Below are 23,909 nucleotides of genomic sequence, written 5' to 3' on the forward strand. Positions count from 1 at the left end.
GTGTCAGCGCTCCTCTTAAAGGCCGTAGGGCAGGTACGAACGGATGGTCTTGGCGTCAGCCTCGCTCATCACCTTCGTTCCGCGGTTTTGGCGGATGTACTTGCCGTTGTGGCCGATCAGGCGGTGGCGCTTGCCGGCGACGCCGGCCTTCAGCTTGCCCGTGGCGGTGATCTTGAAGCGCTTTTTGGCGCCCGACTTCGTCTTCAACTTAGGCATTTCGCGTCGGAGCGTTTAACGGCCCCGTCCTCTGGATAGCGAGACGAACCGCCATGGCATGCCAAACTGGCCAGGCGGTTCCGGAAAGGCGGGGTGAATACGGGAACCCCGGGTGAAAAGCAAGTGCTGGCGGACTCTTAGTCCCCAGCCACGAATTTCATCAGGGTGCGGCCTTGGCGCGGCGGCCCACGGTGACGGCCAGGGCGATGGCCGGCACGGTCAGCAGGGCCCCGAACCAGTAGGGTCCGCCGACGGCGACGCCGAACAGCGGGCCGGCGATCATCGGGCCGCTCATCCTAGCCAGCGAGCCGCCGGCCATGTTGAGGCCCAGCATCGCGCCCTGCTGGTCGGGCGGGGTGGCGCGCGAGATCAGGGCGGCGATGCAGGGGAAGACCAGCGACTGGCCGAAGGCGGTCAGGCCCACGAACAGCGGCACGAAGGCGGCGCTGGGGGTGAACGGGGTGATGGCCATCGAAAAGCAGATGATCGCCAGGCCGGTCGTCAGCACCTTGGGCTCGCCGAATCGGCGCGCCAGGCGTCCGGTCAGCACGCCCTGGCCCAGCGAGGCCACGACGCCGATCACGGCGAAGCACAGCCCCACCTGCTGGGGACCCCAATCGAAGCGCGACGCGGTCCACAGGCCGAAGATCGCCTCCATGCCTGAGAAGGCGGCGGTGGAGACGAATGTGACCATCAGCACCCGCGACAGCACCGGATGGGCGAAGGCGGCCTTCAGCGCCTCGCGCCGGGGCGGCGGTGGCGGGGCGTTCTTGCGCGGGGCGCGGCTCTCGACAACGAACAGGAAGACGCCCAGCGAGGCCGCCGCCGCCAGGCCCGCGGCCACGAACAGCGGGATCTGGAAGCCGATGCGGCCGGCGTCCGGGTGGGCCAGCAGGCCGCCCAGAGCCGGGCCGACCACGAAGCCGGCCCCGAAGGCGCTGCCCAGCAGGCCCATGCGCCCGGCCCGTTTGTCGGGCGGGGTGACGTCGGCCATGTAGCCCTGGATCGTCGAGATGTTGCCGCTGGCAGCCCCGCTGAAGAAGCGGATGGCGAAGGCCGCGAAGATGGTCGGGGCGAAGGCCAGGGCCACATAGGACAGGGTGTTGGCCAGGATGGTGACGATCAGCACCGGCCGCCGGCCGATGCGGTCCGACAGGCGTCCCCAGAACGGCTCGGCCAGGAACTGGCCCAGCGAATAGGCCGAGAACAGCGCCGTCACCTGCCAGGGGCTGGCGTTCAGCGCCTTGGCGTAGAAGGGCAGCAGCGGGATCACCAAGCCGAAGCCGACCAGATTGATGAACACCACCAGCAGCAGGACGTAGAGGGCGCGGGAGCTATGGACGGGCGCCGATGCGGCAACCGGGGCGACGAGCGTGGACATGACGGGAACCTTCGAGGCGGCTCCTCTACGCCCGCTGGGCGGATAAAGCGACCTGAAATTTCAGTTTCCGGGTGCGGACGATCGTCGCGGAGAGGGGGCGGGTTCCTCCTCTTGGAGGTCATCGCCCGACTTGTTCGGGCGACCCAAGCGACATCTCAGGATGGGGTCAGGTCAGCTTGGGTCGCCCGCATGAAGCGGGCGATGACTTCTGTAGAGAGGCGGAAGCTCAAGAAGCGGGGGTGTTGTCCACCCGCGTCACCAGGATGGACTTGGCCTCGAACCGCGCGTCGCCGAAGGACGCGGCGAAGGGCACGTCGGCGGCGTCGCGGCCAAAGCCGATGGGGACGAGGCCGGCCAGCGGCGCGCGGCGGGTGGCGTCGAAGGTGCGCCAGGCGCCGTCCAGATAGACCTGAAACACCGCATGGAAGTCGGGCGGCGAAAGGTCGAAGGCGTAGCAGGAGACGAAGCGGGCGGGGATGTCGAGGGCCCGGCAGAGGGCGACGCCGATGTGGGCGAAGTCGCGGCAGACCCCGGCCCGGTCGACCAGGGTGTCGATGGCCGAGGTGACGTCGCTGCTCACGCCGGCCTGGTAGGTGATCGAGGCGGCGATCCAGTCGGCGATCGCCTGCACCTGGCCCAGGCCCTGCGGGCGCGCGCCGAAGGTCTGGCGGGCGAAGGGGGTCAGCCGGTCGGACGGGCAATAGCGGCTGGGGTTCAGATAGGGCAGCACCGAGACCGGCAGGTCGTTGATCACCGCCCCGCCGATAAAGCCGCGCTGGTCGACGATCCCCCGGCGATCGACCTGGGCCGTATAGACGATGTCGAGCGGCCCGGGCTGGGCGACGAAGCGGACGAAGCGGTTGCCGGCGAAGGCGTCGACGAAGAAGTCGGCCGCCACGCCGGGCGGCAGCAGGATGGTCTCATCGTCCACCGTCTGGTCGGCGCCGTCGGCGGCCTGGATCGCCAGGATGAAGCTGGTCGGGGTCCGCACCTCGTAGCGCAGGCGGCAGTCGATCGAGAGACGCATCGCGCGGGGGTCCGGGGGGCTGGAGCGAAGGGCTGGCGTCGCTAAACGCCCGAGAGCGTCATTCGAGCCCGCGAGGCCAGGCGGGCGTCTTCGGCGTCGGCCAGTTCGGTCCAGGTGCGGGCGGCGTGCTCGTGCTTGGCCTGCACGTGCGGCAGGGCGCACGCGCCGGCGGCTTCCAGCGAGGCGGCGGCCAGGGCGCGGTATTCGGGCGCACGAAGGGGATGACGCATTGGGAAGCTCCTCGCCGAAGGCAAAGTCCACGGCGGGCTTCACGGTCCTTTATATAGGGACGAACGGCGCCGATTGCGAGCTTGAGCGCAAGGGATGTCTTTTTCTGTCCGTTCTTCGTCCGGCGCCTTCCTTATCCGCCTTGAACGGCGTCGATAGCTTGCGGCATCCTCATCGCCACGGAGCTACGAAAAATGTCCGCCGCCACTGCCTTGATCGTCGTCGACGCCCAGGACTCCTTCCGCCAGCGCGCCTCGTGGGACCCGGCCGTGGCCGGCGTCTATCTGGAGCGCCAGCAGGCGCTGATCGACGGGGCGAAGGCCCGAGGCCTGCCGGTCGTGCAGATCCTGCATGTCGAGGCCGAAGGGCTGTTCAGCCTGGCCTCGGGCCATGTGCGCACGGTCGAGGGGTTGTCGCTTACGCCTGACGTCGTCTTCCACAAGCCCGCCCACAGCGCCCTGGCCGGCACGGGGCTGCTGGTCTGGCTGATCCGCAACCGCATCGGCAAGATCATCGTCAGCGGCATCCGCACCGAGCAGTGCTGCGAAACGACGACCCGCCATGCCTCCGACCTCGGCTTCGCCGTCGACTACGTCACCGAGGCCACCCTGACCTTCGACATGACCGACCGCCATGGCCGGGTGTTCACTGTCGACGAGATCAAGGTGCGCACCGAGCTCGTCCTGCACGAACGCTTCGCCCGCATCGCAACCGTCGAGGAGGCCCTTGAAGCCGCATGACCGAGACGCCGCCCGCCGTCATCCCCGTCTTTGTCGTCCTGCCGCCGCGCACCCTGCTGCTCGACGTCGCCGGACCGCTGGAGGTGCTGCGGCGGGCGGCGCTGGAGCCGGGCGCGCCGGGCTTTGTCGTGACCTATGTCGCCGCCCGGCCGATGATCGACAGCTCTATCGGACTGGCGCTGGCAGGGCTCCAGCCCCTGCCGGACGCCCTGCCGGACGGGGCGCTGGTCGTAGTCTCGGGCAATGTCGACCAGGTGCTGGGCGGCGCCTCGGCTTCCGGTCAGGACGCAGAGGACGAAGCCGCCATTGTCGGCTGGCTGGCGCGGGCGGTGCGGCCAGGCGTGACCCTGGCCTGCATCTGCTCGGGCAGCCTGCTGGCGGCGCGGGCGGGTCTGCTGGCCGGCAAGGCCTGCACCACCCATCACGCCTGCACCGAGGAACTGGCCCGGATCGCCCCCAGCGCCCGGGTGCTGGAGGACCGGCTGTTCGTCGAGGACGGCGAGCGCCTGACCAGCGCCGGCGTCACCTCGGGCGTGGATTTGATGCTGCACCTGGTCGCCCGGCTGCGCGGCCCGGCCCTGGCGGTGTTCATCGCCCGGCAGATGGTGGTCTATCTGCGCCGCGGTCCGGCCGACCCGCAGCTGTCGCCGTGGCTGGAGGGGCGCAACCACGTCCATCCGGCGGTGCACCGGGTGCAGGACGCCATCACCGCCGATCAGACCCACGACTGGAGCCTGGAGGTGCTGGCCGATCTGGCCGCCGCCAGTCCGCGCCACCTGTCGCGGCTGTTCAACGCCCATGCCGGCATGAGCCTGACCGACTACGTCAACCGCCTGCGCCTGGCCTTGGCCAGCGAAATGCTGGGATCCACGCGCCTGGACATGGAAAGCGTCGCCGAACGGGCCGGCTTCACCTCGACCCGTCAGCTGCGCCGGGTCTGGAGCCGGCATCACGCCACCCCGCCCAAGGCGGCGCGGGCGTCGATCTAGCGTTTCGAGCGGATCCAGCCGGTGAGCGACAGGCGCGGCGCCGCGGCGTGCGGCGTCACATAGGTCACGGCGTGCTTCTGCGGCACGCGGAAGATGTTGAGGGCGTTGAAACTGGGCGTGTAGCCCTCGGCCACGTGGCCGTCGCCGTCGAGGAACAGCAGCAAGCCGCCCCAGTCGGCCCGCCAGTTGGGCGTCAGGTTCAGGACGTAGGCGTAGAGGCGGTTCTTGCCGTCGGCGTGGTCGTCGTGCTCGGTCAGGAAATGGCCGGGGCGATAGCGGGTGGCCTGGCTGTCGCAATAGGCGGGTCGGTCGTCGCCGGTCAGGTCGCGCACGAAGTCCAGGAACGCAGCGCCGTTCAGCAGGTCGTAGGCGGCCTCGACCAGCCGGCCTTCGCGGCGGCCGGCCTCGATCTCGTCGCTGACCCGGAAATTGTCGAAGCGAAAGCCGAAGCCGTTGCGGGTTTCCTCGGCCACCTGGCGGTCGAGGGCCAGATCGTCGGCCTCCGACAGGGCGCCGGGGCCGTCGAGCGGCAGGGTCCACAGCTTGGTCCCGATCCCGACCACCCCGCTCCACGGGGTGTCGAGCGCCAGGCCCGCGTGCAGCCGCGCGGCCGAGTCGGCGGTCAGGATCCCCGGCACGTGCAGCCGACCGTTGACGGCGAAGGCCTCGCGCCACGCCTTGGGCGTCAGGCCGGGATCCAGGGAGAGGGGGGCTTGCTTGGCGGCGTGCTGGGACATCGAGGTGACCGGAAACGAAAAACGCCCCGGCTCTCACCGGGGCGTCTTCGAAGATAGAGCGGAAGCTTAGCGGGGCGCCAGGATCATGATCATCTGGCGGCCTTCCATGCGCGGCTCGTATTCGACCTTGGCGACTTCCTCGAAGTCGGCCTTGACCTTGAGCAGCAGCTTCATGCCGAGTTCCGGGTGAGCCATTTCACGACCGCGGAAGCGCAGGGTGACCTTGACCTTGTCGCCTTCCTCGAAGAAGCGGTGCATGGCTTTCGCCTTCACCTCGTAGTCGTGGATGTCGATGTTCGGGCGGAGTTTGATCTCCTTGAGCTCGACCACCTTCTGACGCTTGCGGGCCTCGTTCTTCTTCTTCTGTTCCTGGAACTTGAACTTGCCATAGTCCAGGATCTTGCAGACGGGCGGGTTCGCGTTCGGAACGATTTCCACCAGGTCCAGCCCAGCCTCTTCGGCCGCTTCCATGGCGGACGCGGTCGGCATCTCGCCCTGCTTCTCGCCGTTTTGGTCGATCAGCAGAACGCGGGGGACGCGAATTTCATCGTTGATACGCGGTCCATCCTTGACGGGCGGCGCTTGCATGGGACGGCGAATAGGGGCGGCTCCGGAATTGTTGTAGAGGATTTCGCGCGGCGCCCATGGGGCGTCGCGTTCAGATGATATATGACGCCAGACACGGGCGCTATCAAGCGCTCGCCGCGACAAGACCGTTCCACGACCGCCGATAAGCGGTGAAAGGAGCGGCGGGACGGGAACGCGAACGGGACGAAGGGGCGTTTTCCCATCCTCCAGACGCGACTCGCCCCTGCCTTGACCGCCGCCTCCTCCGCCATGTCCGCCGTTCCGCGCCACACGTTCATCGAGGACGTGCACGCCCTGCTGATCGGAACCAGCTTCATCGCCGTGGGCCTGACCCTGCTGAAGGCCGCCGGCCTGGTGACGGGCGGCATCGCCGGGATCGCCCTGATCATATCCTACCTGGGCGGCTGGCCGGTGGGGGTGGTGTTCTTCCTGCTGAATCTGCCGTTCTACGTCTTCGCCCAGCGCGCCCTGGGCTGGGTGTTCATGCTCAAGACCCTGGCCACCAACGTCCTGCTGACCGTGCTGACCCTGGCCCTGCCGCACTGGCTGACCTTGCAGGGCGTCAATCCGATCTTCGCGGCGGTGTTCGGCGGCACCATCATCGGCATGGGCATCCTGGCCCTGGCCCGCCACCGCTCGTCGGTCGGCGGCATCGGGGTGCTGGGCCTGTGGCTGCAGGAAAAGCACGGGATCAGCGCCGGCAAGGTGCAGATGGCCACCGACGTCCTGGTGGTGGGCGCGGCCTTCATGGTGGTCAGCTTCGACAAGCTCTTGCTGTCGATCCTGTCGGCGGTGGCGCTCAGCGTCGTGATCATCGCCAACCACAAGCCCGGCCGCTACGCCGGTTACTGAACGCGGCCTGTTCGACGCCCCTGGCCGAGCGGGGACCGAACTGGCATATGACGGCCCGAGCTGAGCCAGTTAGCGCTAACATAACAATGGGTTCCCGATGACACGTCCCGTCCTGGCGACCGCCCGCGCCCGCGTCGAACTGCTGCCGCAGGTGGGCGGCTCGATCGGCCGCTTCGTGGTCGACGGCCGCGACGTGCTGCGCAGGGCGCCGGAAGGAACGACCGACGCCCTGGACGTCGGCTGCTTCCCGCTGGTCCCGTTCTGCAACCGCATCCCGAACGGCCGCTTTTCGTTCGAGGGCCGCGACGTCGTCCTGGCTCCGAACCTCGCCGGCCATCCGCACGCGCTGCACGGCCAGGGCTGGCGGGCGGCCTGGACCGTCACCGGCCTGTCGGACACCCGCGCCGTCCTGACCTACGACCACGCCCCCTCGGACTGGCCCTGGGCCTATCGCGCCGAGCAGATCTTCGTGCTGTCCGACGAGGGGCTGCGGGTCGAGCTGTCGGTGACCAACACCGGGACCGAGGTGATGCCGGCTGGCCTGGGCCTGCACCCCTATTTCGCGGCCCGCCCGGGCGAGACCCTGACCCTGGACGCCGACGGCGTCTGGATGGTCGACGCCGACGTCCTGCCCACCGTGCGTCACGACATCGCCAAGGACGGGCCGTGGATGCGCGACTGGGCGGCCGGCGCGCTCGCGGCGACCGACACCTTGATCGACAACTGCTGGACCGGTTTCGGCGGCAAGGCCGTGCTGTCGGCGCCGGGCGGAGCCTCGACGGTGATCGAGGCGTCCGACAACTGCCATTGGGCGCATGTCTATTCGCCGCCGGGCGCCGATTTCGTCTGCGTCGAGCCGACCGCCAGCCGTCCCGATCCGTTCGGTGAAGGCGAGACGGGCATCGTCGCCCTGGCTCCGGGCGAGAAGACCGCCGTCTGGATGACCCTGAAGATCGCATGATCGCCGACCTGCTGGATTTGCGCGCGATCAAGGCGCGCTGGCCCGAGGCGGGCCTGAATGACGCGATGAGCGTTCCATCGCCCGCCCGTCCGCTGGTGGTCGTCGTCGAAGCCGATACGGCCCTGCGCGAGGCCCTGGCCTTCGCCCTGGAGACCGAGGGTTACTGGATCCGCGCCTTCGCCGGCGTGGCCCAGGCGCCGCTGACCGACCTGATCGCCGCCGACTGCCTGGTGCTGGACGTCGATTTCCTGGCGCTGGCCGCCCTGCGCGGCAAGGGCGTGCGCACCCCGGCCGTGCTGCTGGCCGACGGTCCGGTCGACCTCTCCGCCGCCGACGCGCTGTGGGCCGGCGTGATCCACAAGCCGCTGATCACCGACGCCCTGAGCCTTCAGGTGCGCAAGGTGGTGGGGGCCTAGGGCCTCTCATCACCCCCGAAAACTCGGCCGCATCACCTGGATGAAGTTGCGCAGCGCCGGGCTCGGCGTCTTGGCGCTCGCCAGGCTCAGCCGCGCCACGGGGGTCTGGCCGGCGATCTCGCGATAGGCCACGCCCTCGACGGCCAGCTGGCGCATCGAGGCCGGCACGATCGAGACGCCGAGTTCGGCGGCGACCAGCACGATCACCGAGGCCATCTGCGGGGCCGGCTGGCCCAGTACCGGCTCGACGCCGCTGGCGCGGAAGGCCTCCAGCGCCGCGTCGTGCACCGTCGGGCCAAGCTCGCGCGGGGTCATGATCAAGGGCTCGCCGCGCAGCAGCGACAGGTCCACCGGATCCGAAGCCGCCGCCGGATGGCCGGCCGGCAGCACGGCGATCATCGGCTCGTCGACCAGGTCATGCACCGCCAGGCCTTCCAGGCTCACCGAGCCGGGCCGCAGGAAGGCCGCGTCCAGGGCTCCGTCGGCCAGGTGGTCGGAGAGGTGGGTGCTGTTGCTCTCGGTCAGGGACAGCTCGACCTCCGGATAGAGGCGGCGATAGGCCCGCACGGCCGACGAGACGACGGGGTGCAGGCTGGCCGAGCCGGTGAAGCCCAGCCGCAGGACGCCCGTCTCGCCCCGCGCCGCCCGCTGGGCCAGCACCGCCGCCGCGCCGGCCTGGTCCGGCAGGGTGCGGACGGCGGCGTGGAAGGCCTTGCCGGCCTCGGTCAGTTCGGCGCCGCCGGGCAGGCGGCGGAACAGCTGCACGCCGAGCTCGGTTTCCAGGTCCTTGATCTGCTGGCTCAGCGGCGGCTGGCCGATGCCGACCCTGGCGGCGGCGCGGGTGAAGTTGCGCTCCTCGGCCACGGCCAGGAAGTAGCGGATGTGGCGCAGCTCCATGCCATCTCCAAAAGCGATCAAGAAAGCCTTCTCCATATATTGGACTATGGGCGGGCCGAGGCCTAGACCGGCGGCCATGACCGCTCTCGATCCTTCCGTGGCCTTGGCCCCGCCGCGCATCGCCGCCGGCACGGCGCGGTTCCGGCGCATGTCCCTGGCCCTGTTCCTGGGCGGCTTCTCGACCTTCAGCCTGCTCTATTGCGTGCAGCCCCTGTTGCGGACCTTCGCCCGCGACTTTTCCCTGACCCCGGCCCAGAGCTCGCTGGCCCTGTCGCTGACCACCGGGGCCCTGGCCGTGGCCATCCTGCTGGCCGGGGCGGCGTCGCAGGGGCTGGGGCGCAAGGGGCTGATGTTCGCCTCCATGAGTCTCGCGGCCCTGCTGAACCTCGCCGCCGCCTTCGCCCCGTCCTGGCCGCTGCTGCTGCTGGCGCGGGCGGCCGAGGGCTTCCTGCTGGGCGGCGTGCCGGCCGTGGCCATGGCCTATGTCGGCGAGGAGATGGAGCCGCGCGACCTGGGCGCGGCCATGGGCCTCTACGTGGCCGGCACGGCCTTCGGCGGCATGGCCGGTCGCGTCGGCATGGGGCTGCTGGTCGAGATCGGCTCGTGGCGCTCGGCCATGGCGACCATCGGGATCCTGGACCTGCTGGCGGCGGCCGCCTTCTTCCTGCTGCTGCCGCGCTCGCGAAACTTCCAGCCAACCCCGGCGCGGGACCGCCAGGCCCAGGCCGCCGCCTGGGGCGAGGCCCTGGCCGATCGGCGCCTGATGGCCCTGTTCGCGGTGGCCTTCTGCCTGACCGGTGTGTTCGTGACGATCTTCAACTATGCCGGCTTCCGGCTGGAGGCGCCGCCGTACGGCCTGAGTCAGGGCCAGACCAGCCTGATCTTCCTGGTCTACGCCTTCGGCATGGTCGCCTCCTCGACGGCGGGCAGGCTGGCCGACCGCTGGGGGCGGCGGACCCTGGTGGCCTGGGGCCTGGCGATCATGCTGGCTGGCGTGTTGCTGACCCTGCCGGCCAGCCTGCCGTCGATCGTGGTCGGCGTGGCCCTGGTGACCATCGGCTTCTTCGTCGCCCACGCCGTGGCCAGCGGCTGGGTCGGCGCCCTGGCGGGCCGCGCGAAAGGACAGGCGGCGGCGCTGTACCTGCTGTTCTATTATGTCGGCTCCAGCCTGGCCGGTTCGGCCGGCGGCGCGTTCTGGCGTCTGGGCGGCTGGCCGGCGGTGGCGGGCTTCACCGCCGTCCTGGCCCTGGCCGCCGCCGTCCTGGCTTTGCGCCTGAAGGAGCCTCGTCTTGCTTGATCGCACGCCCTTGGTTCTCCTGCCCGGCCTGCTGTGCGACGCCCGCCTGTGGCGCGAGCAGGTGCTGGACCTGCACGACGTTGCAGACACGCTCGTTGCCGACCTGACCCTCGACGACAGCGTCGCGGCCATGGCCCAGCGCGTGCTGGCCGCCGCGCCGGAGCGCTTCGCCCTGGGCGGCCTGTCGATGGGCGGCTACGTCGCCTTCGAGATCCTGCGCCAGGCCCCCGAGCGCGTCACGCGCCTCGCCCTGTTCGCCACCAGCGCCGCCCCCGACAGCCCCGAGCGCGCCGAGCAGCGTCGTCGGGCCATGGCGGCCCTGTCGGTCGGCCGGTTCCTGGGCGTCACCCAGCAGATGATGCCGCAGTTGCTGCACCCCTCCCGGCTGACCGAACCCCTGGCCGGAGAGGTCAAGGCCATGGCCGGTCGGGTCGGCGGCGAGGCCTTCCTGCGCCAGCAGCGGGCGATCCTGGGCCGTCCGGACTCGCGTCCGGGCCTGGCCGACATCAAGGTTCCAACCCTGGTGGCGGTGGGCGACGCCGACCGGCTGACGCCGCCGGCCGAGTCCCAGGCGATCCACAACGGGATCACCGGATCGACCCTGCACATCCTCGCCGACTGCGGCCACCTGCCGGCCATGGAGCGGCCGGCGGAGACGAACGAATTGCTGCGCGCCTGGCTGGCGGAGGCCTGAGATGAGCGACCCCAACCGCCTGGCCGTCTACGGCTCGCTCGCACCCGGCAAGCCGAACCACCATCATCTGGCCGAGCTCGCCGGGGCGTGGCGGCCGGGTGTCGTCTTCGGACGGCTGGTCGCCCAGGGCTGGGGCGCGGATCTCGGCTTTCCGGGCCTGGTGCTAGACCCTTCCGGCGTCGCCGTGCCGGTGCAGATCTTGAGTTCTGACGACCTGCCCGCCCACTGGCCCCGTCTCGACGCCTTCGAAGGCGAGGGCTATCGCCGGGCATTGGCTACGGTGACGACCGACGACGGCGCGGTCGAAGCCTGGATCTACGTGCTGGCCGGTTAGCCCTTCACCGACAGCGTCATCCGCACCAGGGCGGCCAGGTTGTCGGCGTGCATCTTACTCATCAGCTTGGCGCGGTAGATTTCGACGGTGCGGGGGCTGATGCCCAGATCGCGGGCGATGATCTTGTTGGGCTGGCCGGCGACGACGCCGTCGAGCACCTGGCGCTCGCGCTCCGACAGGGTCTCGATGCGGGCCAGGATCTCGGCCTGGTCGTCGCTGACGGCCGGCTGGACGGGCGCGACGCTGGCCAGGGCGCGCTTCAGGGCCGCCAGGATGCGCGCCTCGGAGAACGGCTTCTCGATGAAGTCCACGACCCCGTCGCGCATGGCCTCGACGGCCATGGGGATGTCGCCGTGTCCGGTGATCATCACCACCGGCAGGGCCGAGCCTTCGGCCTTCAGCCGCTTGACCAACTCCTGGCCGGTCATGTCGGGCATGCGCACGTCGGTGATCAGGCAGCCCGGCGCGACGGAGGGCAGGGCGGCCAGGAAGTCGGGGGCGCTGGCGTAGGTCTTCACCTGGAAGTCGGCGGTCTCCAGCAGGAAGGCCAGGGAGTCGCGGGCGTCGGCGTCGTCGTCGACCACGTGCACAACGGCGTCGCTCATCGGGCGGTCTCCTGGTCGGTCTCTTCGGCGGCGGGCTCCCCGGCAGCGTGTTCGGCGACGAACGCGGCGGGGGCGGGCGGCAGGGTGAAGCGGAAGATGGTGCCGCCGCCGGGATTGGCGTCGGCCCAGATGCGGCCGCCATGGGCCTCGACGATCGAGCGCGAGATCGACAGCCCCACCCCCATGCCCTCGGCCTTGGTGGTCATGAACGGTTCGAACAGGCGGGCGCGGAAGTCGTCGTCGACGCCGGCCCCGGTGTCGGCCACCGCCACCTCGACGACGCCGTCGTCCTGCCGGCGGCTGGTGACGGAGAGGCGGCGGACGGGCTGGCCGTCCATGGCCTCGACGGCGTTGCGCATCAGGTTGACCAGCACCTGCTGGATCTGCACCCGGTCGGCGAACACGAAGGCGCAGGCCGGATCCAGGGCGACGACCACCTCGGCCTGGCCTTCGCGAACGCCGATCAGGGCCAGGGCCCGGGCGTCGTCGACCAGTTCCGCCAGGCTCTCGATGTCGCGCTCGGTGGCGCCGCGGCGGACGAACTCGCGCATCCGGTGGATGACGTCGCCGGCCCGCAGCGCCTGGTCGGAGGCGCGATCGATGGCGTCGCGCACCTTGGCCTGGTCCTCGGGACGGCCGCGGTCCATCAGCCGGCGCGAACCGGTCAGCAGGTTGGCGATGGCCGACAGCGGCTGGTTCAGCTCGTGGGCCAGGGTGGTGGCCATCTCGCCCATGGCCGTCAGCCGCGAGACGTGAACCAGCTCGCCCTGCAGCTCGTGCAGGCGGGCCTCGGTGGCGTGGCGCTCGGTCAGGTCGCGGATGAAGCCGGTATAGGCGCGGTTGGGGCCCTTGGTCTCGCCGACCGCCAGCTCCATCGGAAAGGTCGTGCCGTCGCGGCGCAGGCCGGTGACCACCCGGCCGATGCCGATCACCCGCTTGTCGCCGGTGCGCTCGTAGCGCTCCAGATAGGCGTCGTGGGCGCTCTGGTGCGGTTCGGGCATCAGCATGCTGACGTTCTTGCCGATCACCTCGTGGGCGACCCAGCCGAACAGCCGCTCGGCGGCCGGGCTGAACGAGGTCATGATCCCGCCCGGATCGATCACCACCACGGCGTCGGGCACGGTGTCGAGCACCGAGCGCAGGTGGTTGGTGATGTCGGCCATCCGCCGGCGGGCGGCGTGGAACCAGCCGCCGCCGATCGACATGCCCACCCCGATCATCAGGAACACCAGGCTCGACACCGCTGTCGCCTGGTCGGGCTGGGGCGAAAAGGTCAGGAACCAGACCATGGCCGAGGCCAGCACGGTGGCCGTCAGGCCCGGGATCAGTCCGCCGAGGGCGGCGCTGACCAGCACCGACGGCACGAACAACAGGAAGGTGGCCGGGGCGGCGTAGCGGCTGGGCAGGGTGAAATAGAGCAGGGCGCAGGCGGCCACCATGCCGGCGGCGGCCAGGAAGACGCCGGGGCGAAGCTCGCTGTACAGCGGCGCGGGCGGGCGCGGGGCCGAGGCCATGGTCTAGGGCGTCGCCGTTGTGATCACGGGTGTGGTCATGGCCCGGCTTATAGCCGACCCGGCGGCCGGCGACAGCGTCTCGACCGCGATTGTCCGCTGGCAGAGGGTCAGAGGGGCCGGGCGGTGGCTAACCAGCACCAGGCCCTGGCCGGTGGCGCGCAGGCGGGCGTCGAGCCTGGCGACGACGCGGGCTTCGGTGGTCGGGTCCAGGCCCTCGGTCGGCTCGTCGAGCAGCAGCCAGGGCGCGTCGCGCAGCAGGGCGCGGGCCAGGGACAGCCGCCGGCGCTCGCCGCCCGACAGCCGCTCGCCGGCCTCCCCGAGCCAGGTGTCGAGGCCCTGGGGCAGGGCGCGGACGCGGTCGGCCAAGGCGGCGTCGTCGAGGGCGGCCCACAGGGTCTCGTCGTCGGCCTGGGGCGCGGCCAGCTGCAGGTTCTCGCGCACCGTGCCGGCCAGCAGGGCGGCGTCCTGCGGGGCGTAGGCGAAGGCCGCGCGCAGAGCGGCGGGCGACAGGTCCGACCCGTCCTGGCCGTCGAGGGCGAAGGCGTCGGCGGGCGCGCCGCGCAGGCCCAGCAATTGCTCCAGCCGGGTGGTCTTGCCGCAGCCGGTGGGGCCGACCAGGGCCAGGCGGGCGCCAGGAGCGAGGTCCTGGCCGAGCAGGCGCAGGGCCGGGCGCGTCGGCGTCTCGCGGTGTGACGCGGCCTCGGGCGTATGGCGCAGCAGGACGTCCAGCCGCTCGCCGGCGGCCTCGGCGGCGCCGTCCTGGTCGAAGGCGCGGGCGATGGGGGCGGCGGCCTCGATGGCCATCACGGCCGCCAGGGCGGCGAGCGCGGCCAGCGGCGCGGAGGCCGGGGCGGCCAGGGCCAGGACGGCGGCGACGGTCAGGCCGGTCAGCGCGCCTTCCGACAGGGCCAGCACGCCCTGCGCCCGCACGGCGCGGACCTTCAGGGCGTCGAGTTCACCGCCCAGTTGGGCGATGCGGTCGAGGGCCGGGCCTTGCGCGCCATAGACCTTGAGCTCGGGCGCGGCGGCGGCGAAGGCGGCCAGGGCCGACTTGAGGTCGCCGGCCGCGGCCTGGATCGTGGCGCCAGCGGGCGCGCTGAGCTTGCGGGTCAGGAGACGGGCCAGGACGAGGTGCAGGGCGACGGCCAGCGCGATGGCGATCGCCGGGCCAGGGCCGGCCAGGGCCGCCAGCAGCACCGCCGCGCCGATCCCGGCCCCGGCGCCCCAAGGCGCGGACAGCCGCACGAAACGGGTCTCGACGGCGTCGACGTCCTGCACCAGCCGGGCGGCGGCGTCGCCTCGGGCGATGGCCAAGGCCTCGCGCGGCGGGGCGGCGGCGAGCGATGCGAACAGCCGCGGGCGGATGGCGGCCAGGGCGTCCAGCGCCGCGGCGTGGCCTTGCAGCCGCTCGCCGTAGCGGGCACCGGTGCGCAGGATGGCCAGCAGGCGGATCGTGGCGCTGGGCAGCAGCACGTTGAAGGCCTGGGCCGTGGTCAGGCCAGCGACGCCGGCCAGGGCCGCGCCGGTGATGAACCAGCCCGACAGGCCCAGCAGAATCGTCGATCCGGCCCCGACCACGGCGGCGCAGATGGCGGCCAGGATCAGCGGCCGGACCTGGCGGCGGCGCTGCTCGGCGATGAGTTTCGACAGCGCGCTCACAACCTCACCACCTTGTCGGCGACGGCGGCCAGGGCTTCGGAGTGGGTGGCGATCAGGGTCGTGCGGCCGGCGGCGGCCATGCGGAGGGCGGCGATCATCGCGGCCTCGGCGGCGGCGTCGAGATCGGCGGTGGGCTCGTCAAGCAGCAGGATCGGGGCGGGCTTGAGCAGGGCGCGGGCGATGCCCAGCCGCCTGCGTTCGCCGCCCGACAGCCCGCCGCCGCGCTCATCGATCGGCGCGTCCAGGCCGCCGCGACGGTCGAGCAGGTCGGAGAGGCCGGCGCGCCGGGCGGCGGCTTCCAGCTCGGCGCGCGAGGCATCCGGCCGGGCCAAAGCGAGGTTGTCGGCCAGCGAGCCGGCCAGCAGCAGCGGCGACTGCCCGGCCCAGGCCAGGTCGGCGGCGAAGGCGCCGATTTCCGACAGCCGCGCCGGCCCGACCCGCACCTCGCCGGCCGACAGCGGGGCCAGGCCCGTCAGCAGGTTCAGCAGGGTGGTCTTGCCGCAGCCGCTGGGGCCGAGCAGGGCGGTGATCTGACCGGCGGGGGCAACGAGGTCGAAGCCGTCGAACACCGCCGCCTCTCCACCGGCATAGGCGACGCCGACGCCCTCGAAGCGGATCTCCGGCGCGGCCGTAAGGGCGAGCGGCGCGGCGGCTGGGGCGGGCGTCGGCAGGCGGGCCAGGGTCAGGGCGGCGGCCTCGGCGGCCTGGCGGTCGTGATAGGCGGCCGCCAGCCTGCGCATCGGGGCGTAGACCTCCGGCGCCAGGACCAGGGCGAAGAAGGCGCGCTTCAGCTCCAGGGTCTCCGGAACCGGGAAGGGCAGCAGGCGCAGCAGGTTGAAGCCGCAATAGACCGCCACCAGCGCCACCGACAGGGCGGCGAAGAACTCCAGCGCCGCCGACGAGAAGAACGCCACCCGCAGCACCGCCTGGGTGCGCCTGGAAAGGTCCTGGGCCGCCTGCGCGAGGCCCGCCGTCACCCGGCTTTCGGCCTGGAAGGCCAGCACCACCGGCAGGGTCCGCACCCGGTCGAGGAACAGGCTGGACAGCCGTTCCAGCGCCAGGAACTGCCGGCGCGAGGCGTCGGCGGCGGCCATGCCGGCCAGGGCCATGGCGACGATGAACGGCAGCAGGGTGAAGAGCTGGATGCCCGCGCACACCGGGCTGGCGATCGCGGTCAGGCCGATCAGCAGAAGCGGCGCGATCGCCGAGGCGCTGCGGGCGGGGGCGAAGCGCGAGACATAGCCGTCCAGCGCCTCGACCCCGTCCATGACGGCGGTGACCGCGGCCCCTCCACGCGGCGCGCCAGGAGCGAGCAGCGACGCGGCGGCCTGGCGCCGGGCATGGGCCTTGGCCAGGGCGGCCGCCTGCGCGCCCGCCTGGTTGGCCCGGGCCGCCAGGGCGCCGCGCACCAGAGCCGAGACCAGGGCGAGCGCCAGGAAGGGTAGGGCCTCGGCAAGGTCGCGCGTCAGGGCGTCGATCCCGAAGGCCAGGCCCGCGGCGAAACCCGCCGCCCCCGCGACGTCGGCAAGGCGCCAGGCGAGCGCAGCGCGGCCATCGGCGGCGGCCACTTTGTTCAAGCCGCGCAGCCACGGACGCGCGAGCGTGAGGATCTCGGTCTCGACGGGGGTGCGGACGGTCATGAGCGGGGTCTAGCGCTCCATCGGAGGGCGGCCTTGATCCGGATCAAAGACCCCTTTCGAAAGCCCGCCTAGAGCGAGATGCTCGTCCGGCGCGACCGATCGCCGTTCGACCCTGGAGCTACCCATGGATCCCGCCGTCGTCGACCTCTCCCGCCTGCAGTTCGCCCTCACGGCCCTGTACCACTTCCTCTTCGTGCCCCTGACCCTGGGGCTGTCCTTCATGCTGTTCATCATGGAGGCGGTCTATGTGATGACCAAGCGCCCGATCTGGCGCACGGTCACCAAGTTCTGGGGCGCGCTGTTCGGCATCAACTTCGTCCTCGGCGTGGCCACCGGCCTGACCATGGAATTCCAGTTCGGCATGAACTGGTCGTACTACTCGCACTATGTGGGCGACATCTTCGGCGCCCCGCTGGCCATCGAGGGGCTGATGGCCTTTTTCCTCGAGGCCACCTTCGTGGGGCTGATGTTCTTCGGCTGGGACAAGCTGAAGCCGGTCGCCCACCTGCTGGTCACCTTCCTGGTGGCGCTGGGCACCAACCTGTCGGCCCTGTGGATCCTGATCGCCAACGGCTGGATGCAGAACCCGGTCGGCGCGGCCTTCAATCCCGACACGATGCGGATGGAGGTGACCGACTTCAAGGCGGTGATCTTCAACCCGGTGGCCCAGGCCAAGTTCGTGCACACGGTCAGCGCCGGCTACACGATCGCCGCCGTCTTCGTGCTCGGTGTCTCGGCCTTCTACCTGCTGAAGGGCAAGTGGACGGGCGTGGCCAAGCGCTCGATGACCGTCGCCGCCGCCTTCGGCCTGGCCTCGGCCCTGTCGGTCGTCGTGCTGGGCGACGAGAGCGGCTACGCCCTGACCGACAACCAGAAAATGAAGCTCGCGGCCCTGGAGGCCATGTGGGAGACCGAGCCCGCGCCGGCCGGCCTGACCGCCTTCGGCATCCCCAGCCTGGCCGATCGCCAGACCCACGCCGAGGTCAAGATCCCCTATGTGCTGGGCCTGATCGCCACCCGCAGCATCGACCGGCCGGTCGAGGGCATCTTCGAGCTGGTCGCCACGGCCGAGGACCGCATCCAGCGCGGCGTGGTCGCCTATGACGCCCTGGAAAAGCTGAAGGCCAATCCCAAGGACGTCAGCGCCCGCGCCGTCTTCGAGCTGAACCGCCGCGACCTGGGCTACGCCCTGCTGCTCAAGCGCCACGTCGCCGATCCGCGTACGGCCTCCAGGGAGCTGATCGCCAAGACCGCCTGGGACACCGTGCCCAACGTGCCGGTGATGTTCTGGGCCTTCCGCATCATGGCCGGCACGGGCCTGCTGATGATCGCCCTGTTCGCCACCGCCTTCGTCCTGGTCACCCTGCGCAAGCACGACACCCGCTGGTTCCTGCGCCTGGCCGTCCTGGCCATTCCGCTGCCGTGGATCGCCACGGAGCTGGGCTGGGTGCTGGCCGAGGTCGGGCGTCAGCCCTGGGCGGTGGAAGGGGTCCTGCCCACCTTCCTGGCCCCGTCCAGCCTGAGCGTGGCCCAGCTGCTGGCCAGCATCGTCGGCTTCACCCTGCTCTACGGCGCCCTGGCGGTGGTCGAGGTCGGGCTGATCCTGAAGACCATCAAGAAGGGTCCGTTCGCCGAACAGGAAGCCTTCCCTCCAAACACCGGCGCGCCCGTCGCCGAAGCCGTCGCCTGAAGGAGACGCCGCCATGGAACTCCCCCTCGACTACCCGACCCTCCGCCTGATCTGGTGGGGCCTGCTGGGCGTGCTGCTGATCGGCTTCGCCCTCACCGACGGCTTCGACATGGGCGTCGGCGCCCTACTGCCCTTCATCGCCCGCAAGGACGACGAGCGGCGCACGGTGATCAACACCATCGGCGCCACCTGGGAAGGCAACCAGGTGTGGTTCATCACCGGCGGGGCGGCGATCTTCGCAGCCTGGCCGATGGTCTACGGCGCCACCTTCTCCGGCTTCTACCTGGCCATGTTCCTGGTGCTGTCGGCGATGATCCTGCGGCCGGTGGCGTTCAAGTACCGGTCCAAGCGGCCCGAGGCCAAATGGCGCTCGTTCTGGGACTGGTCGCTGTTCACCGGCAGCTTCGTGCCCGCCCTGGTGTTCGGCGTCGCCGTCGGCAACGTGCTGCAGGGCGCCCCGATCAGGCTCGACAGCGATCTGCGCTCCACCTACCACGGCTCGTTCTTCGAGCTGTTCACGCCCTTCACCCTGGTCTGCGGCCTGCTGTCGACGGCCATGCTGGCCCTGCACGGCGCCGCCTGGCTGGCGATCAAGACCGAGCCGGGGCCGATCGTCGAGCGCGCCCGCAGGTTCGGCCTCGTGGCCGGCGTCGCCAGCCTGGTGCTGTTCGCCCTGGGCGGCCTGCTGGCCATGAAGCTTGGCTTCCGGGTCGAGGGCGTGGTCGATCCGGCCGGTCCCTCCAACCCGCTGCGGGCCACGGCCGTCGCAGCGCCGGGCGCCTGGTTCGACAACTACGGCCGCTATCCGTGGATGATCATCGCCCCGGTGCTGGGCTTCGTCGGCGCGGCCTTCGCGACCTTCGGCCTGCTGAAGCGGCAGGAAGGGCTGGCCTTCGGCGGCTCCTCGGCCTCGGCGGCAGGCATCATCGCCACCAGTGGCCTGTCGATGTTCCCGTTCATCCTGCCCAGCACGGTCGACGCTCACTCCAGCTTCCTGGTCTGGAACGCCTCGTCCAGCCACACGACCCTGTTCATCATGCTGGTGGTCGTCGTGCTGCTGCTGCCGGTGGTGCTGGCCTACACCGCCTTCGTCTACCGGGTGCTGTGGGGCCGCACGAGCAGCGCCGCCCTGAAGACCGACCCGGCCCTGTACTGAGGAGATCGACCGATGTGGTACTTCACCTGGATCCTGGGCCTTGGCCTGGCCCTCGCCTTCGGCGTCCTCAACGGCGTCTGGTACGAGTTCAACCTGACCGACGAGGGCGACGCGGGAGCGTCGGAGCCTTGAGTCTCTAACTCCTCCCCCGCTTCACGGGGGAGGAGCTTGTTTCTAAGCTTCCGCCCGTTCCGCTTCCGTCTCGTCGAGCCGCACGCCCGACCAGCGCTGCACCGCGCCGATCAGCGCCGTGGCGGAGATCGGCTTGCCGATGTGGCCGTTCATGCCGGCCGCGGCTGTGGCCCCGACGTGCTCGGGCAGGACGTCGGCGCTGAGCGCGATGATCGGTGTGGCGCCATTGGCGCCGGACGGGTCGCGGATGATGCGGGCGGCGGCGAAGCCGTCCATGCCAGGCATCTGCAGGTCCATCAGGATCAGGTCGAATGGCCGGCACGAGGCCAGCAGCACGGCCTCGGCGCCGCTGGCCGCCTCGATCACCTCGTGGCCGATCGCCTGCAGCATGGCCCGCACCAGTTCGCGGTTGGCGTCCAGGTCGTCGACGACCAGGACCTGGGCGGCCGGGCCAGCGATCGCCGCTGCGCGCGTCGGGGCGTCGGTCGCGGCCAGGTCGGCGGGCGCGGCCAGCACGTGGAAGCGGAAGACCGAGCCGCCATGCTCGGCGGGGACCATCGCGATGTCGCCGCCCATCAACTCGACCAGGCCCTTGCAGATCGACAGGCCCAGGCCCGTGCCGCCGTGGCGGCGGCTGATCGAGCCGTCCACCTGCGAGAACCGCTGGAACAGGCGCTGGCGCTTCTCGGGCGGCACGCCGCAGCCGGTGTCGGACACCGCCACGTGCAGTCGGGCGTCGCGGAAGGCGGCCTCAAGGCGGATCTCGTCGGCCTCGGTGAACTTCACCGCATTGCCCAGCAGATTGACGACCACCTGGCGCAGGCGGCCGGCGTCGGCGTTCAGGGCGGCCGGCGTGTCGGGATCGATCTCGCCGGTCTGGGTCAGGCCCTTGGCGCGGGCCTGCTCGGCGAACATCGCCGTCAGGTCGTCGAGGAACGGGGCCAGGGCGAACGGCGCGGGCGACAGGGCGACATGGCCCGCCTCCAGCTTGGAGAAGTCGAGGATGTCGTTGACCACGGCCAGCAGGGTCTGGCCGGCGGTGTCGACGCGCCGGACATAGGCGCTGGCGGTCGGCGGCAGGTCGTCCATCTCGCCCAACAGGCCAGCGAAACCGTTGATGGCGGTCAGCGGGGTGCGGATCTCGTGGCTCATATTGGCCAGGAACTCGGCCTTGGCCTCGGCGGCGGCCTCGGCCTGCAGCTTGGCGTCCAGCAGGGCCGCCTCGCGCACGTGAGCCTCGGTCACGTCCATCACCGCGCCGAACAGGGTCTCGACCTGGCCGTCCGCGCCAAGCTCGGCCGCGCCGTGGCAGACCACGTGGCGCAAAGCGCCGTCGGTGCGGGTCAGCCGCAGGGTCATCTCGAACGGCTCGCCGCTGACGGCGGCGGTGCGGAACTGGGTTTCCAGGGCGTCGCGCTCGGACGGGTCGAAGAAGGTCAGCTGTTCGCTGAGACCTGGCGCGCTGGCGGCCGGCGCGAGGCCGAAGATCCGGTAGACGCCTTCCGACCAGGTGATGACGCCGCTGCCGATATCGGCCCGCCAGTGACCGACGCCGGCCATGGTCTCGGCCATCAGGGCGATGCGATGGGTCTCTCGGATGGTGCGGGCGTCGGCCTGGGCGCGCGCCGAGGCGTCGGCCAGTTCGAGCCGGGCCCGGGCCAGGTCGACCTGCACGGTGCGCAGGGCGCGGAACACGACATAGGAGGTGGCCGCCACCGTCATCAGCCGCCAAGGCTGGCCGGTGTCGAGCAGGAACCAGCCGCAGAGGGCCTGCACCAGCACCATGGCGCCGACCATCGGCGACATATTGATCGCCAGGCGCATCGGGCGGGCGTAGTCGCGGGCGACGATCTCGAACATCACCACGCCGAACAGGGTGACGCCGAAGGTCTGGGCCGCGCCGGTCTCGAAGGAGGTCAGGTAGAAGGCCGCCGCGGCGTAGCCGGCGCTCTGCAGCCAGGCAAAGAGGTTGCGTCCGGGCGGGGCGTTGCGCTGCTCGGCCACGGCCAGGCCGGCCATCACCGCGATCCAGACCAGGGGCAGAAGCCAGGGCGAAAAGGGCAGGGTGGCAAGGCACACGGCGATGCTGAACGCCAGTCGCGCGGTCAGGCCATGCACCTGGAACGGCGAGGCCAGCAGCGTGTCGTACGCCGCCGCCAGGCGACGCCGGCGCGTCCCCTGCTGGTCATTGGTCTTCGGACCGGCCCTGCTCATTCGGGTTCCCGACGCTCGTTGCGGCGGGAACCCTACAGGCCAAGCTTTGAAGGAAGGGTTGAGCCTCCGCTTACCGCTTCCGTTCGCGGCAAGGTCAGGCGCGCTTGATGCCCTTCACCGCCTTGGCGTGGTCGCGAATGATCGCAAGCGTCGAGGCGTCGCCGTCGAAGACGCCGAACAGGCCCTGCTCCTCCTGCGGGGGATCGCCGACATAGGAGCGGTCGCCCTTCTTGAACCAGGCGTCGGCGTGCTGGGCGCGGCCCTCGCCGTTCCAGGCCCAGAAGTTGACGCCGGCGATCGGGCCGCCGGCCTGCATGTCGGCTTCGACCTCGCTGAACACCATCTTGTAGAAGCGGTCGCGGAAGGTGACCGGCGAGCCGGGCGCGAAGGCGCGCTCGTCGCGGATCAGGCCGAACTCCTCGATGGTCAGCGGCTTGCCCAGGCGCTTGGCTAGGGCGATGTGGCGGCGGATGTAGTCGCGCGACTTGGCCTCGCCGGCCTCGTAGGTCGAGGGCTGGTCGGTCATCGAGATCCAGCTCCAGTTGTTGGGCCAGACGTGCAGGGTCAGGTAGTCGATGGCCGGGGTCTTGTGGCTCTCGGCCACGCAGGCTTCGCTGCCAAGGCAGCCCATGTCGCCCTCGCTGCCGCTGGAGACCAGGTGGTTGGCGTCGATCGACTTGATGAAGCGGGCGGTGCCGTCGATCCAGGCGTCATAGGCCGGACGGTTGGCGTTCCCGAAGGCGTCGCTGCCGCCGGGGCGCGGCTCGTTGGCCAGCTGCCAGGCCATGATCGTCGGATCGTCGCGATAGGCCTTGCCGCTGACGCTGCTGGTGCGGCCGACCAGGGTCTTCACATAGTGGCGGAAGAGAGCGTTGGCCTTTTCGTCGGCGTAGAAGCGGGCCGAATAGTCGGCGAACTCGGGCCAGGGGTGGGCCGGGTCGCCCTGCTGGAACCAGGTCCCGTTGCCGGTCCAGTTCAGATAGGCGGGCATGCCGCCCGACCAGTCCCAGAAGTTGTTGACGTAGATCACGGCCTTCATGCCGCGCTTGCCCATCTCGGCCAGCAGCACGTCCAGGCCCTTCAGCAGGTCCTGGTCGTAGTCCTCGCCGGGACCGCGGAAGGTGGGATCCAGCGCCACCTTGGCCGGCGAGCGCTCGCCCGCGCCCAGGACGCGCAGGTTGGTGACGTCCAGGGCCTTCAGCTTGTCGAGCTCGCGGGTCAGACGCGCGCGGTCGCCGAAGGCGGCCGGAGCCCCCAGCCAGGCGCCGTACCAGAGATTGGCGCCGACGAAGCGATAGGGCTTGCCGCCCAGGGCCAGGCGGCCGTCCTTGACGGTGACGAAGCCGGGTCGCGCCGCGGCCAAGGTCGGAAGGGCGGCCGAACCAGCCGTCAGACCAGCCGCACCGGCGGCCAGGATCGCGCGTCGCGAAAGCATTTCCCGGTGTCTCCCCACGTTTGATTTGCGGCGACGTTAGCGGAGGGCGTCCGCCGGGGTCCAGTGATTAAATAAATTTGGTGAAGTTATTCCATCGGACTTAGCGCTGTTCCAGGCCGTGCCAGATCCAAGTGATGGTCATGCGTAAGCGTCTGGCGATAGTGGTCACTTGTCACCGAGCATCCCCGCCTTCGGCGGATTGGACGGATTTGGGTAGGGTGAAAGGTTGGTCCGCTCTAGCGGTCTGCCGAACGTTGGCGAGCGAGCAGGCGATCGCGCAACACTGCCCACGGTATGGCTTCTTCCTCGCCGGCCTCGACGGCGTTGGCGATCGCCTCGTCGATGGCGGGGTCGGGATCGATCTCGCGGAAAGGCGAGGCGGCGATGTCGCGGTCGATCAGCGACATCACATAGTCGACGACCGACATGTCCAACGTGGCGGCCATGGGTCCGAGCCGGAAAGCCCGTTCTTCGTCGATGTGGATGTCGAAGCCGTCGGCCATGGGC

The 23,909-nt window shown here is 70.7% G+C and carries 25 protein-coding genes; 11 read left to right on the forward strand and 14 right to left on the reverse strand.

All coding sequences use genetic code 11. The features are described from left to right. Positions 1–15: 15 nt before the first annotated feature. The 4 genes from rpmI to I4Q42_RS00230 form a co-directional block, all read right to left on the reverse strand. The gene (rpmI, locus tag I4Q42_RS00215) at positions 16–216 is read right to left on the reverse strand and encodes a 50S ribosomal protein L35 (RefSeq protein ID WP_018061454.1); all 201 of its coding nucleotides are present in this window, start codon (positions 214–216) and stop codon (positions 16–18) included. Positions 217–376: 160 nt separating this feature from the next. Next, positions 377–1,597, reverse strand: coding sequence for an MFS transporter (locus tag I4Q42_RS00220; protein ID WP_198574066.1), 1,221 nt, complete (start codon positions 1,595–1,597; stop codon positions 377–379). A gap of 226 nt (positions 1,598–1,823) precedes the next feature. Then, positions 1,824–2,624 (reverse strand): transglutaminase-like domain-containing protein, encoded by an 801-nt coding sequence (locus I4Q42_RS00225; protein WP_198574067.1) that lies wholly within the window; start codon positions 2,622–2,624, stop codon positions 1,824–1,826. 41 nt (positions 2,625–2,665) lie between these two features. Beyond that, complete coding sequence (locus I4Q42_RS00230; protein WP_198574068.1) at positions 2,666–2,854, reverse strand: hypothetical protein; 189 nt, start codon at positions 2,852–2,854, stop codon at positions 2,666–2,668. A gap of 192 nt (positions 2,855–3,046) precedes the next feature. On the opposite strand from I4Q42_RS00230, the gene I4Q42_RS00235 reads away from it, so the two are divergent. Together I4Q42_RS00235 and I4Q42_RS00240 are read left to right on the forward strand one after the other, a co-directional pair. Then, the gene (locus tag I4Q42_RS00235) at positions 3,047–3,592 is read left to right on the forward strand and encodes an isochorismatase family protein (protein WP_198574069.1); all 546 of its coding nucleotides are present in this window, start codon (positions 3,047–3,049) and stop codon (positions 3,590–3,592) included. Beyond that, the gene (locus tag I4Q42_RS00240) at positions 3,589–4,581 is read left to right on the forward strand and encodes a GlxA family transcriptional regulator (protein WP_198574070.1); all 993 of its coding nucleotides are present in this window, start codon (positions 3,589–3,591) and stop codon (positions 4,579–4,581) included. The genes I4Q42_RS00235 and I4Q42_RS00240 overlap by 4 nt, the downstream gene beginning before the upstream one ends. Here the strand turns inward: I4Q42_RS00240 and I4Q42_RS00245 are convergent. Continuing rightward, positions 4,578–5,318, reverse strand: a complete 741-nt coding sequence (locus I4Q42_RS00245; RefSeq protein WP_198574071.1) for a 2OG-Fe(II) oxygenase — start codon at positions 5,316–5,318, stop codon at positions 4,578–4,580. The genes I4Q42_RS00240 and I4Q42_RS00245 overlap by 4 nt on opposite strands. 66 nt (positions 5,319–5,384) lie before the next feature. Continuing rightward, positions 5,385–5,906, reverse strand: a complete 522-nt coding sequence (gene infC, locus I4Q42_RS00250; RefSeq protein WP_198574607.1) for a translation initiation factor IF-3 — start codon at positions 5,904–5,906, stop codon at positions 5,385–5,387. Between the two features lie 249 nt (positions 5,907–6,155). Between infC and I4Q42_RS00255 the strand changes: the two genes are divergently transcribed. From I4Q42_RS00255 to I4Q42_RS00265, 3 genes are all read left to right on the forward strand, one after another. Beyond that, positions 6,156–6,758 (forward strand): YitT family protein, encoded by a 603-nt coding sequence (locus I4Q42_RS00255; RefSeq protein WP_198574072.1) that lies wholly within the window; start codon positions 6,156–6,158, stop codon positions 6,756–6,758. A 97-nt stretch (positions 6,759–6,855) separates the two neighbouring features. Further along, positions 6,856–7,719, forward strand: a complete 864-nt coding sequence (locus I4Q42_RS00260; protein ID WP_198574073.1) for an aldose 1-epimerase — start codon at positions 6,856–6,858, stop codon at positions 7,717–7,719. After that, on the forward strand, positions 7,716–8,135 hold the full coding sequence (locus I4Q42_RS00265; protein ID WP_198574074.1) for a response regulator transcription factor: 420 nt from the start codon (positions 7,716–7,718) through the stop codon (positions 8,133–8,135). The genes I4Q42_RS00260 and I4Q42_RS00265 overlap by 4 nt, the downstream gene beginning before the upstream one ends. Before the next feature lie 9 nt (positions 8,136–8,144). Here the strand turns inward: I4Q42_RS00265 and I4Q42_RS00270 are convergent, their stop codons facing one another. Next, positions 8,145–9,032: a LysR family transcriptional regulator gene (locus tag I4Q42_RS00270; protein WP_198574075.1), complete on the reverse strand. Its 888-nt coding sequence runs from the start codon at positions 9,030–9,032 to the stop codon at positions 8,145–8,147. A gap of 76 nt (positions 9,033–9,108) precedes the next feature. On the opposite strand from I4Q42_RS00270, the gene I4Q42_RS00275 reads away from it, so the two are divergent. From I4Q42_RS00275 to I4Q42_RS00285, 3 genes are read left to right on the forward strand one after another with little or no spacing between them, the layout of a single operon-like run. Continuing rightward, positions 9,109–10,329, forward strand: a complete 1,221-nt coding sequence (locus I4Q42_RS00275) for an MFS transporter (protein WP_198574076.1) — start codon at positions 9,109–9,111, stop codon at positions 10,327–10,329. Continuing rightward, positions 10,322–11,023 carry an alpha/beta fold hydrolase gene (locus tag I4Q42_RS00280; protein ID WP_198574077.1) on the forward strand — a complete coding sequence of 234 codons (702 nt, stop codon included), beginning with the start codon at positions 10,322–10,324 and terminating at the stop codon, positions 11,021–11,023. The genes I4Q42_RS00275 and I4Q42_RS00280 overlap by 8 nt, the downstream gene beginning before the upstream one ends. A 1-nt stretch (position 11,024) precedes the next feature. Next, positions 11,025–11,357, forward strand: coding sequence for a gamma-glutamylcyclotransferase family protein (locus I4Q42_RS00285; RefSeq protein ID WP_198574078.1), 333 nt, complete (start codon positions 11,025–11,027; stop codon positions 11,355–11,357). Here I4Q42_RS00285 and fixJ read toward each other — a convergent pair. Genes fixJ through cydD form a run of 4 tightly spaced genes read right to left on the reverse strand, consistent with a single transcriptional unit; the run spans position 11,354 to position 16,775 of the window. After that, positions 11,354–11,962 carry a response regulator FixJ gene (gene fixJ / locus I4Q42_RS00290; protein WP_198574079.1) on the reverse strand — a complete coding sequence of 203 codons (609 nt, stop codon included), beginning with the start codon at positions 11,960–11,962 and terminating at the stop codon, positions 11,354–11,356. The two genes, I4Q42_RS00285 and fixJ, sit on opposite strands and share 4 nt — an antisense overlap. Then, entirely contained in the window at positions 11,959–13,476 is a 1,518-nt protein-coding gene (locus tag I4Q42_RS00295; protein ID WP_198574080.1) for a PAS domain S-box protein, read from the reverse strand. Before I4Q42_RS00295 ends, fixJ begins: the two co-directional genes overlap by 4 nt. A gap of 3 nt (positions 13,477–13,479) precedes the next feature. After that, a complete protein-coding gene (locus I4Q42_RS00300; protein WP_198574081.1) occupies positions 13,480–15,135 on the reverse strand; it encodes an ATP-binding cassette domain-containing protein in 1,656 nt (551 codons plus the stop codon). Further along, the gene (gene cydD / locus I4Q42_RS00305) at positions 15,132–16,775 is read right to left on the reverse strand and encodes a thiol reductant ABC exporter subunit CydD (protein WP_198574082.1); all 1,644 of its coding nucleotides are present in this window, start codon (positions 16,773–16,775) and stop codon (positions 15,132–15,134) included. Before cydD ends, I4Q42_RS00300 begins: the two co-directional genes overlap by 4 nt. A 124-nt stretch (positions 16,776–16,899) precedes the next feature. Here cydD and I4Q42_RS00310 point away from each other — a divergent pair, with 124 nt between their 5' ends. Genes I4Q42_RS00310 through cydX form a run of 3 tightly spaced genes read left to right on the forward strand, consistent with a single transcriptional unit; the run spans position 16,900 to position 19,753 of the window. Continuing rightward, positions 16,900–18,465 (forward strand): cytochrome ubiquinol oxidase subunit I, encoded by a 1,566-nt coding sequence (locus I4Q42_RS00310; RefSeq protein WP_198574083.1) that lies wholly within the window; start codon positions 16,900–16,902, stop codon positions 18,463–18,465. Between the two features lie 13 nt (positions 18,466–18,478). Then, positions 18,479–19,621: a cytochrome d ubiquinol oxidase subunit II gene (cydB, locus tag I4Q42_RS00315; RefSeq protein WP_198574084.1), complete on the forward strand. Its 1,143-nt coding sequence runs from the start codon at positions 18,479–18,481 to the stop codon at positions 19,619–19,621. A 12-nt stretch (positions 19,622–19,633) separates the two neighbouring features. Continuing rightward, the gene (cydX, locus tag I4Q42_RS00320) at positions 19,634–19,753 is read left to right on the forward strand and encodes a cytochrome bd-I oxidase subunit CydX (RefSeq protein WP_198574085.1); all 120 of its coding nucleotides are present in this window, start codon (positions 19,634–19,636) and stop codon (positions 19,751–19,753) included. Between the two features lie 42 nt (positions 19,754–19,795). Here the strand turns inward: cydX and I4Q42_RS00325 are convergent, their stop codons facing one another. From I4Q42_RS00325 to I4Q42_RS00335, 3 genes are all read right to left on the reverse strand, one after another. Further along, positions 19,796–21,967 (reverse strand): hybrid sensor histidine kinase/response regulator, encoded by a 2,172-nt coding sequence (locus tag I4Q42_RS00325; RefSeq protein ID WP_198574086.1) that lies wholly within the window; start codon positions 21,965–21,967, stop codon positions 19,796–19,798. A 94-nt stretch (positions 21,968–22,061) separates the two neighbouring features. Next, positions 22,062–23,402, reverse strand: a complete 1,341-nt coding sequence (locus I4Q42_RS00330; protein WP_198574087.1) for a glycoside hydrolase 5 family protein — start codon at positions 23,400–23,402, stop codon at positions 22,062–22,064. 236 nt (positions 23,403–23,638) lie between these two features. Further along, positions 23,639–23,905: an antitoxin gene (locus I4Q42_RS00335; protein WP_198574088.1), complete on the reverse strand. Its 267-nt coding sequence runs from the start codon at positions 23,903–23,905 to the stop codon at positions 23,639–23,641. Between the last annotated feature and the right edge of the window lie 4 nt (positions 23,906–23,909).

Origin of the sequence: Caulobacter hibisci (genome assembly GCF_016135805.1) — a bacterium.
GTDB lineage: Bacteria > Pseudomonadota > Alphaproteobacteria > Caulobacterales > Caulobacteraceae > Caulobacter > Caulobacter hibisci.

Coding starts and splice junctions, on each gene's coding strand:
- rpmI (WP_018061454.1), bottom strand. CDS start 216: ATGCCTAAGTTGAAGACGAAGTCGGGCGCCAAAAAGCGCTTCAAGATC.
- I4Q42_RS00220 (WP_198574066.1), bottom strand. CDS start 1,597: ATGTCCACGCTCGTCGCCCCGGTTGCCGCATCGGCGCCCGTCCATAGC.
- I4Q42_RS00225 (WP_198574067.1), bottom strand. CDS start 2,624: ATGCGTCTCTCGATCGACTGCCGCCTGCGCTACGAGGTGCGGACCCCG.
- I4Q42_RS00230 (WP_198574068.1), bottom strand. CDS start 2,854: ATGCGTCATCCCCTTCGTGCGCCCGAATACCGCGCCCTGGCCGCCGCC.
- I4Q42_RS00235 (WP_198574069.1), top strand. CDS start 3,047: ATGTCCGCCGCCACTGCCTTGATCGTCGTCGACGCCCAGGACTCCTTC.
- I4Q42_RS00240 (WP_198574070.1), top strand. CDS start 3,589: ATGACCGAGACGCCGCCCGCCGTCATCCCCGTCTTTGTCGTCCTGCCG.
- I4Q42_RS00245 (WP_198574071.1), bottom strand. CDS start 5,318: ATGTCCCAGCACGCCGCCAAGCAAGCCCCCCTCTCCCTGGATCCCGGC.
- infC (WP_198574607.1), bottom strand. CDS start 5,906: ATGCAAGCGCCGCCCGTCAAGGATGGACCGCGTATCAACGATGAAATT.
- I4Q42_RS00255 (WP_198574072.1), top strand. CDS start 6,156: ATGTCCGCCGTTCCGCGCCACACGTTCATCGAGGACGTGCACGCCCTG.
- I4Q42_RS00260 (WP_198574073.1), top strand. CDS start 6,856: ATGACACGTCCCGTCCTGGCGACCGCCCGCGCCCGCGTCGAACTGCTG.
- I4Q42_RS00265 (WP_198574074.1), top strand. CDS start 7,716: ATGATCGCCGACCTGCTGGATTTGCGCGCGATCAAGGCGCGCTGGCCC.
- I4Q42_RS00270 (WP_198574075.1), bottom strand. CDS start 9,032: ATGGAGCTGCGCCACATCCGCTACTTCCTGGCCGTGGCCGAGGAGCGC.
- I4Q42_RS00275 (WP_198574076.1), top strand. CDS start 9,109: ATGACCGCTCTCGATCCTTCCGTGGCCTTGGCCCCGCCGCGCATCGCC.
- I4Q42_RS00285 (WP_198574078.1), top strand. CDS start 11,025: ATGAGCGACCCCAACCGCCTGGCCGTCTACGGCTCGCTCGCACCCGGC.
- fixJ (WP_198574079.1), bottom strand. CDS start 11,962: ATGAGCGACGCCGTTGTGCACGTGGTCGACGACGACGCCGACGCCCGC.
- I4Q42_RS00295 (WP_198574080.1), bottom strand. CDS start 13,476: ATGGCCTCGGCCCCGCGCCCGCCCGCGCCGCTGTACAGCGAGCTTCGC.
- cydD (WP_198574082.1), bottom strand. CDS start 16,775: ATGACCGTCCGCACCCCCGTCGAGACCGAGATCCTCACGCTCGCGCGT.
- I4Q42_RS00310 (WP_198574083.1), top strand. CDS start 16,900: ATGGATCCCGCCGTCGTCGACCTCTCCCGCCTGCAGTTCGCCCTCACG.
- cydB (WP_198574084.1), top strand. CDS start 18,479: ATGGAACTCCCCCTCGACTACCCGACCCTCCGCCTGATCTGGTGGGGC.
- cydX (WP_198574085.1), top strand. CDS start 19,634: ATGTGGTACTTCACCTGGATCCTGGGCCTTGGCCTGGCCCTCGCCTTC.
- I4Q42_RS00325 (WP_198574086.1), bottom strand. CDS start 21,967: ATGAGCAGGGCCGGTCCGAAGACCAATGACCAGCAGGGGACGCGCCGG.
- I4Q42_RS00330 (WP_198574087.1), bottom strand. CDS start 23,402: ATGCTTTCGCGACGCGCGATCCTGGCCGCCGGTGCGGCTGGTCTGACG.
- I4Q42_RS00335 (WP_198574088.1), bottom strand. CDS start 23,905: ATGGCCGACGGCTTCGACATCCACATCGACGAAGAACGGGCTTTCCGG.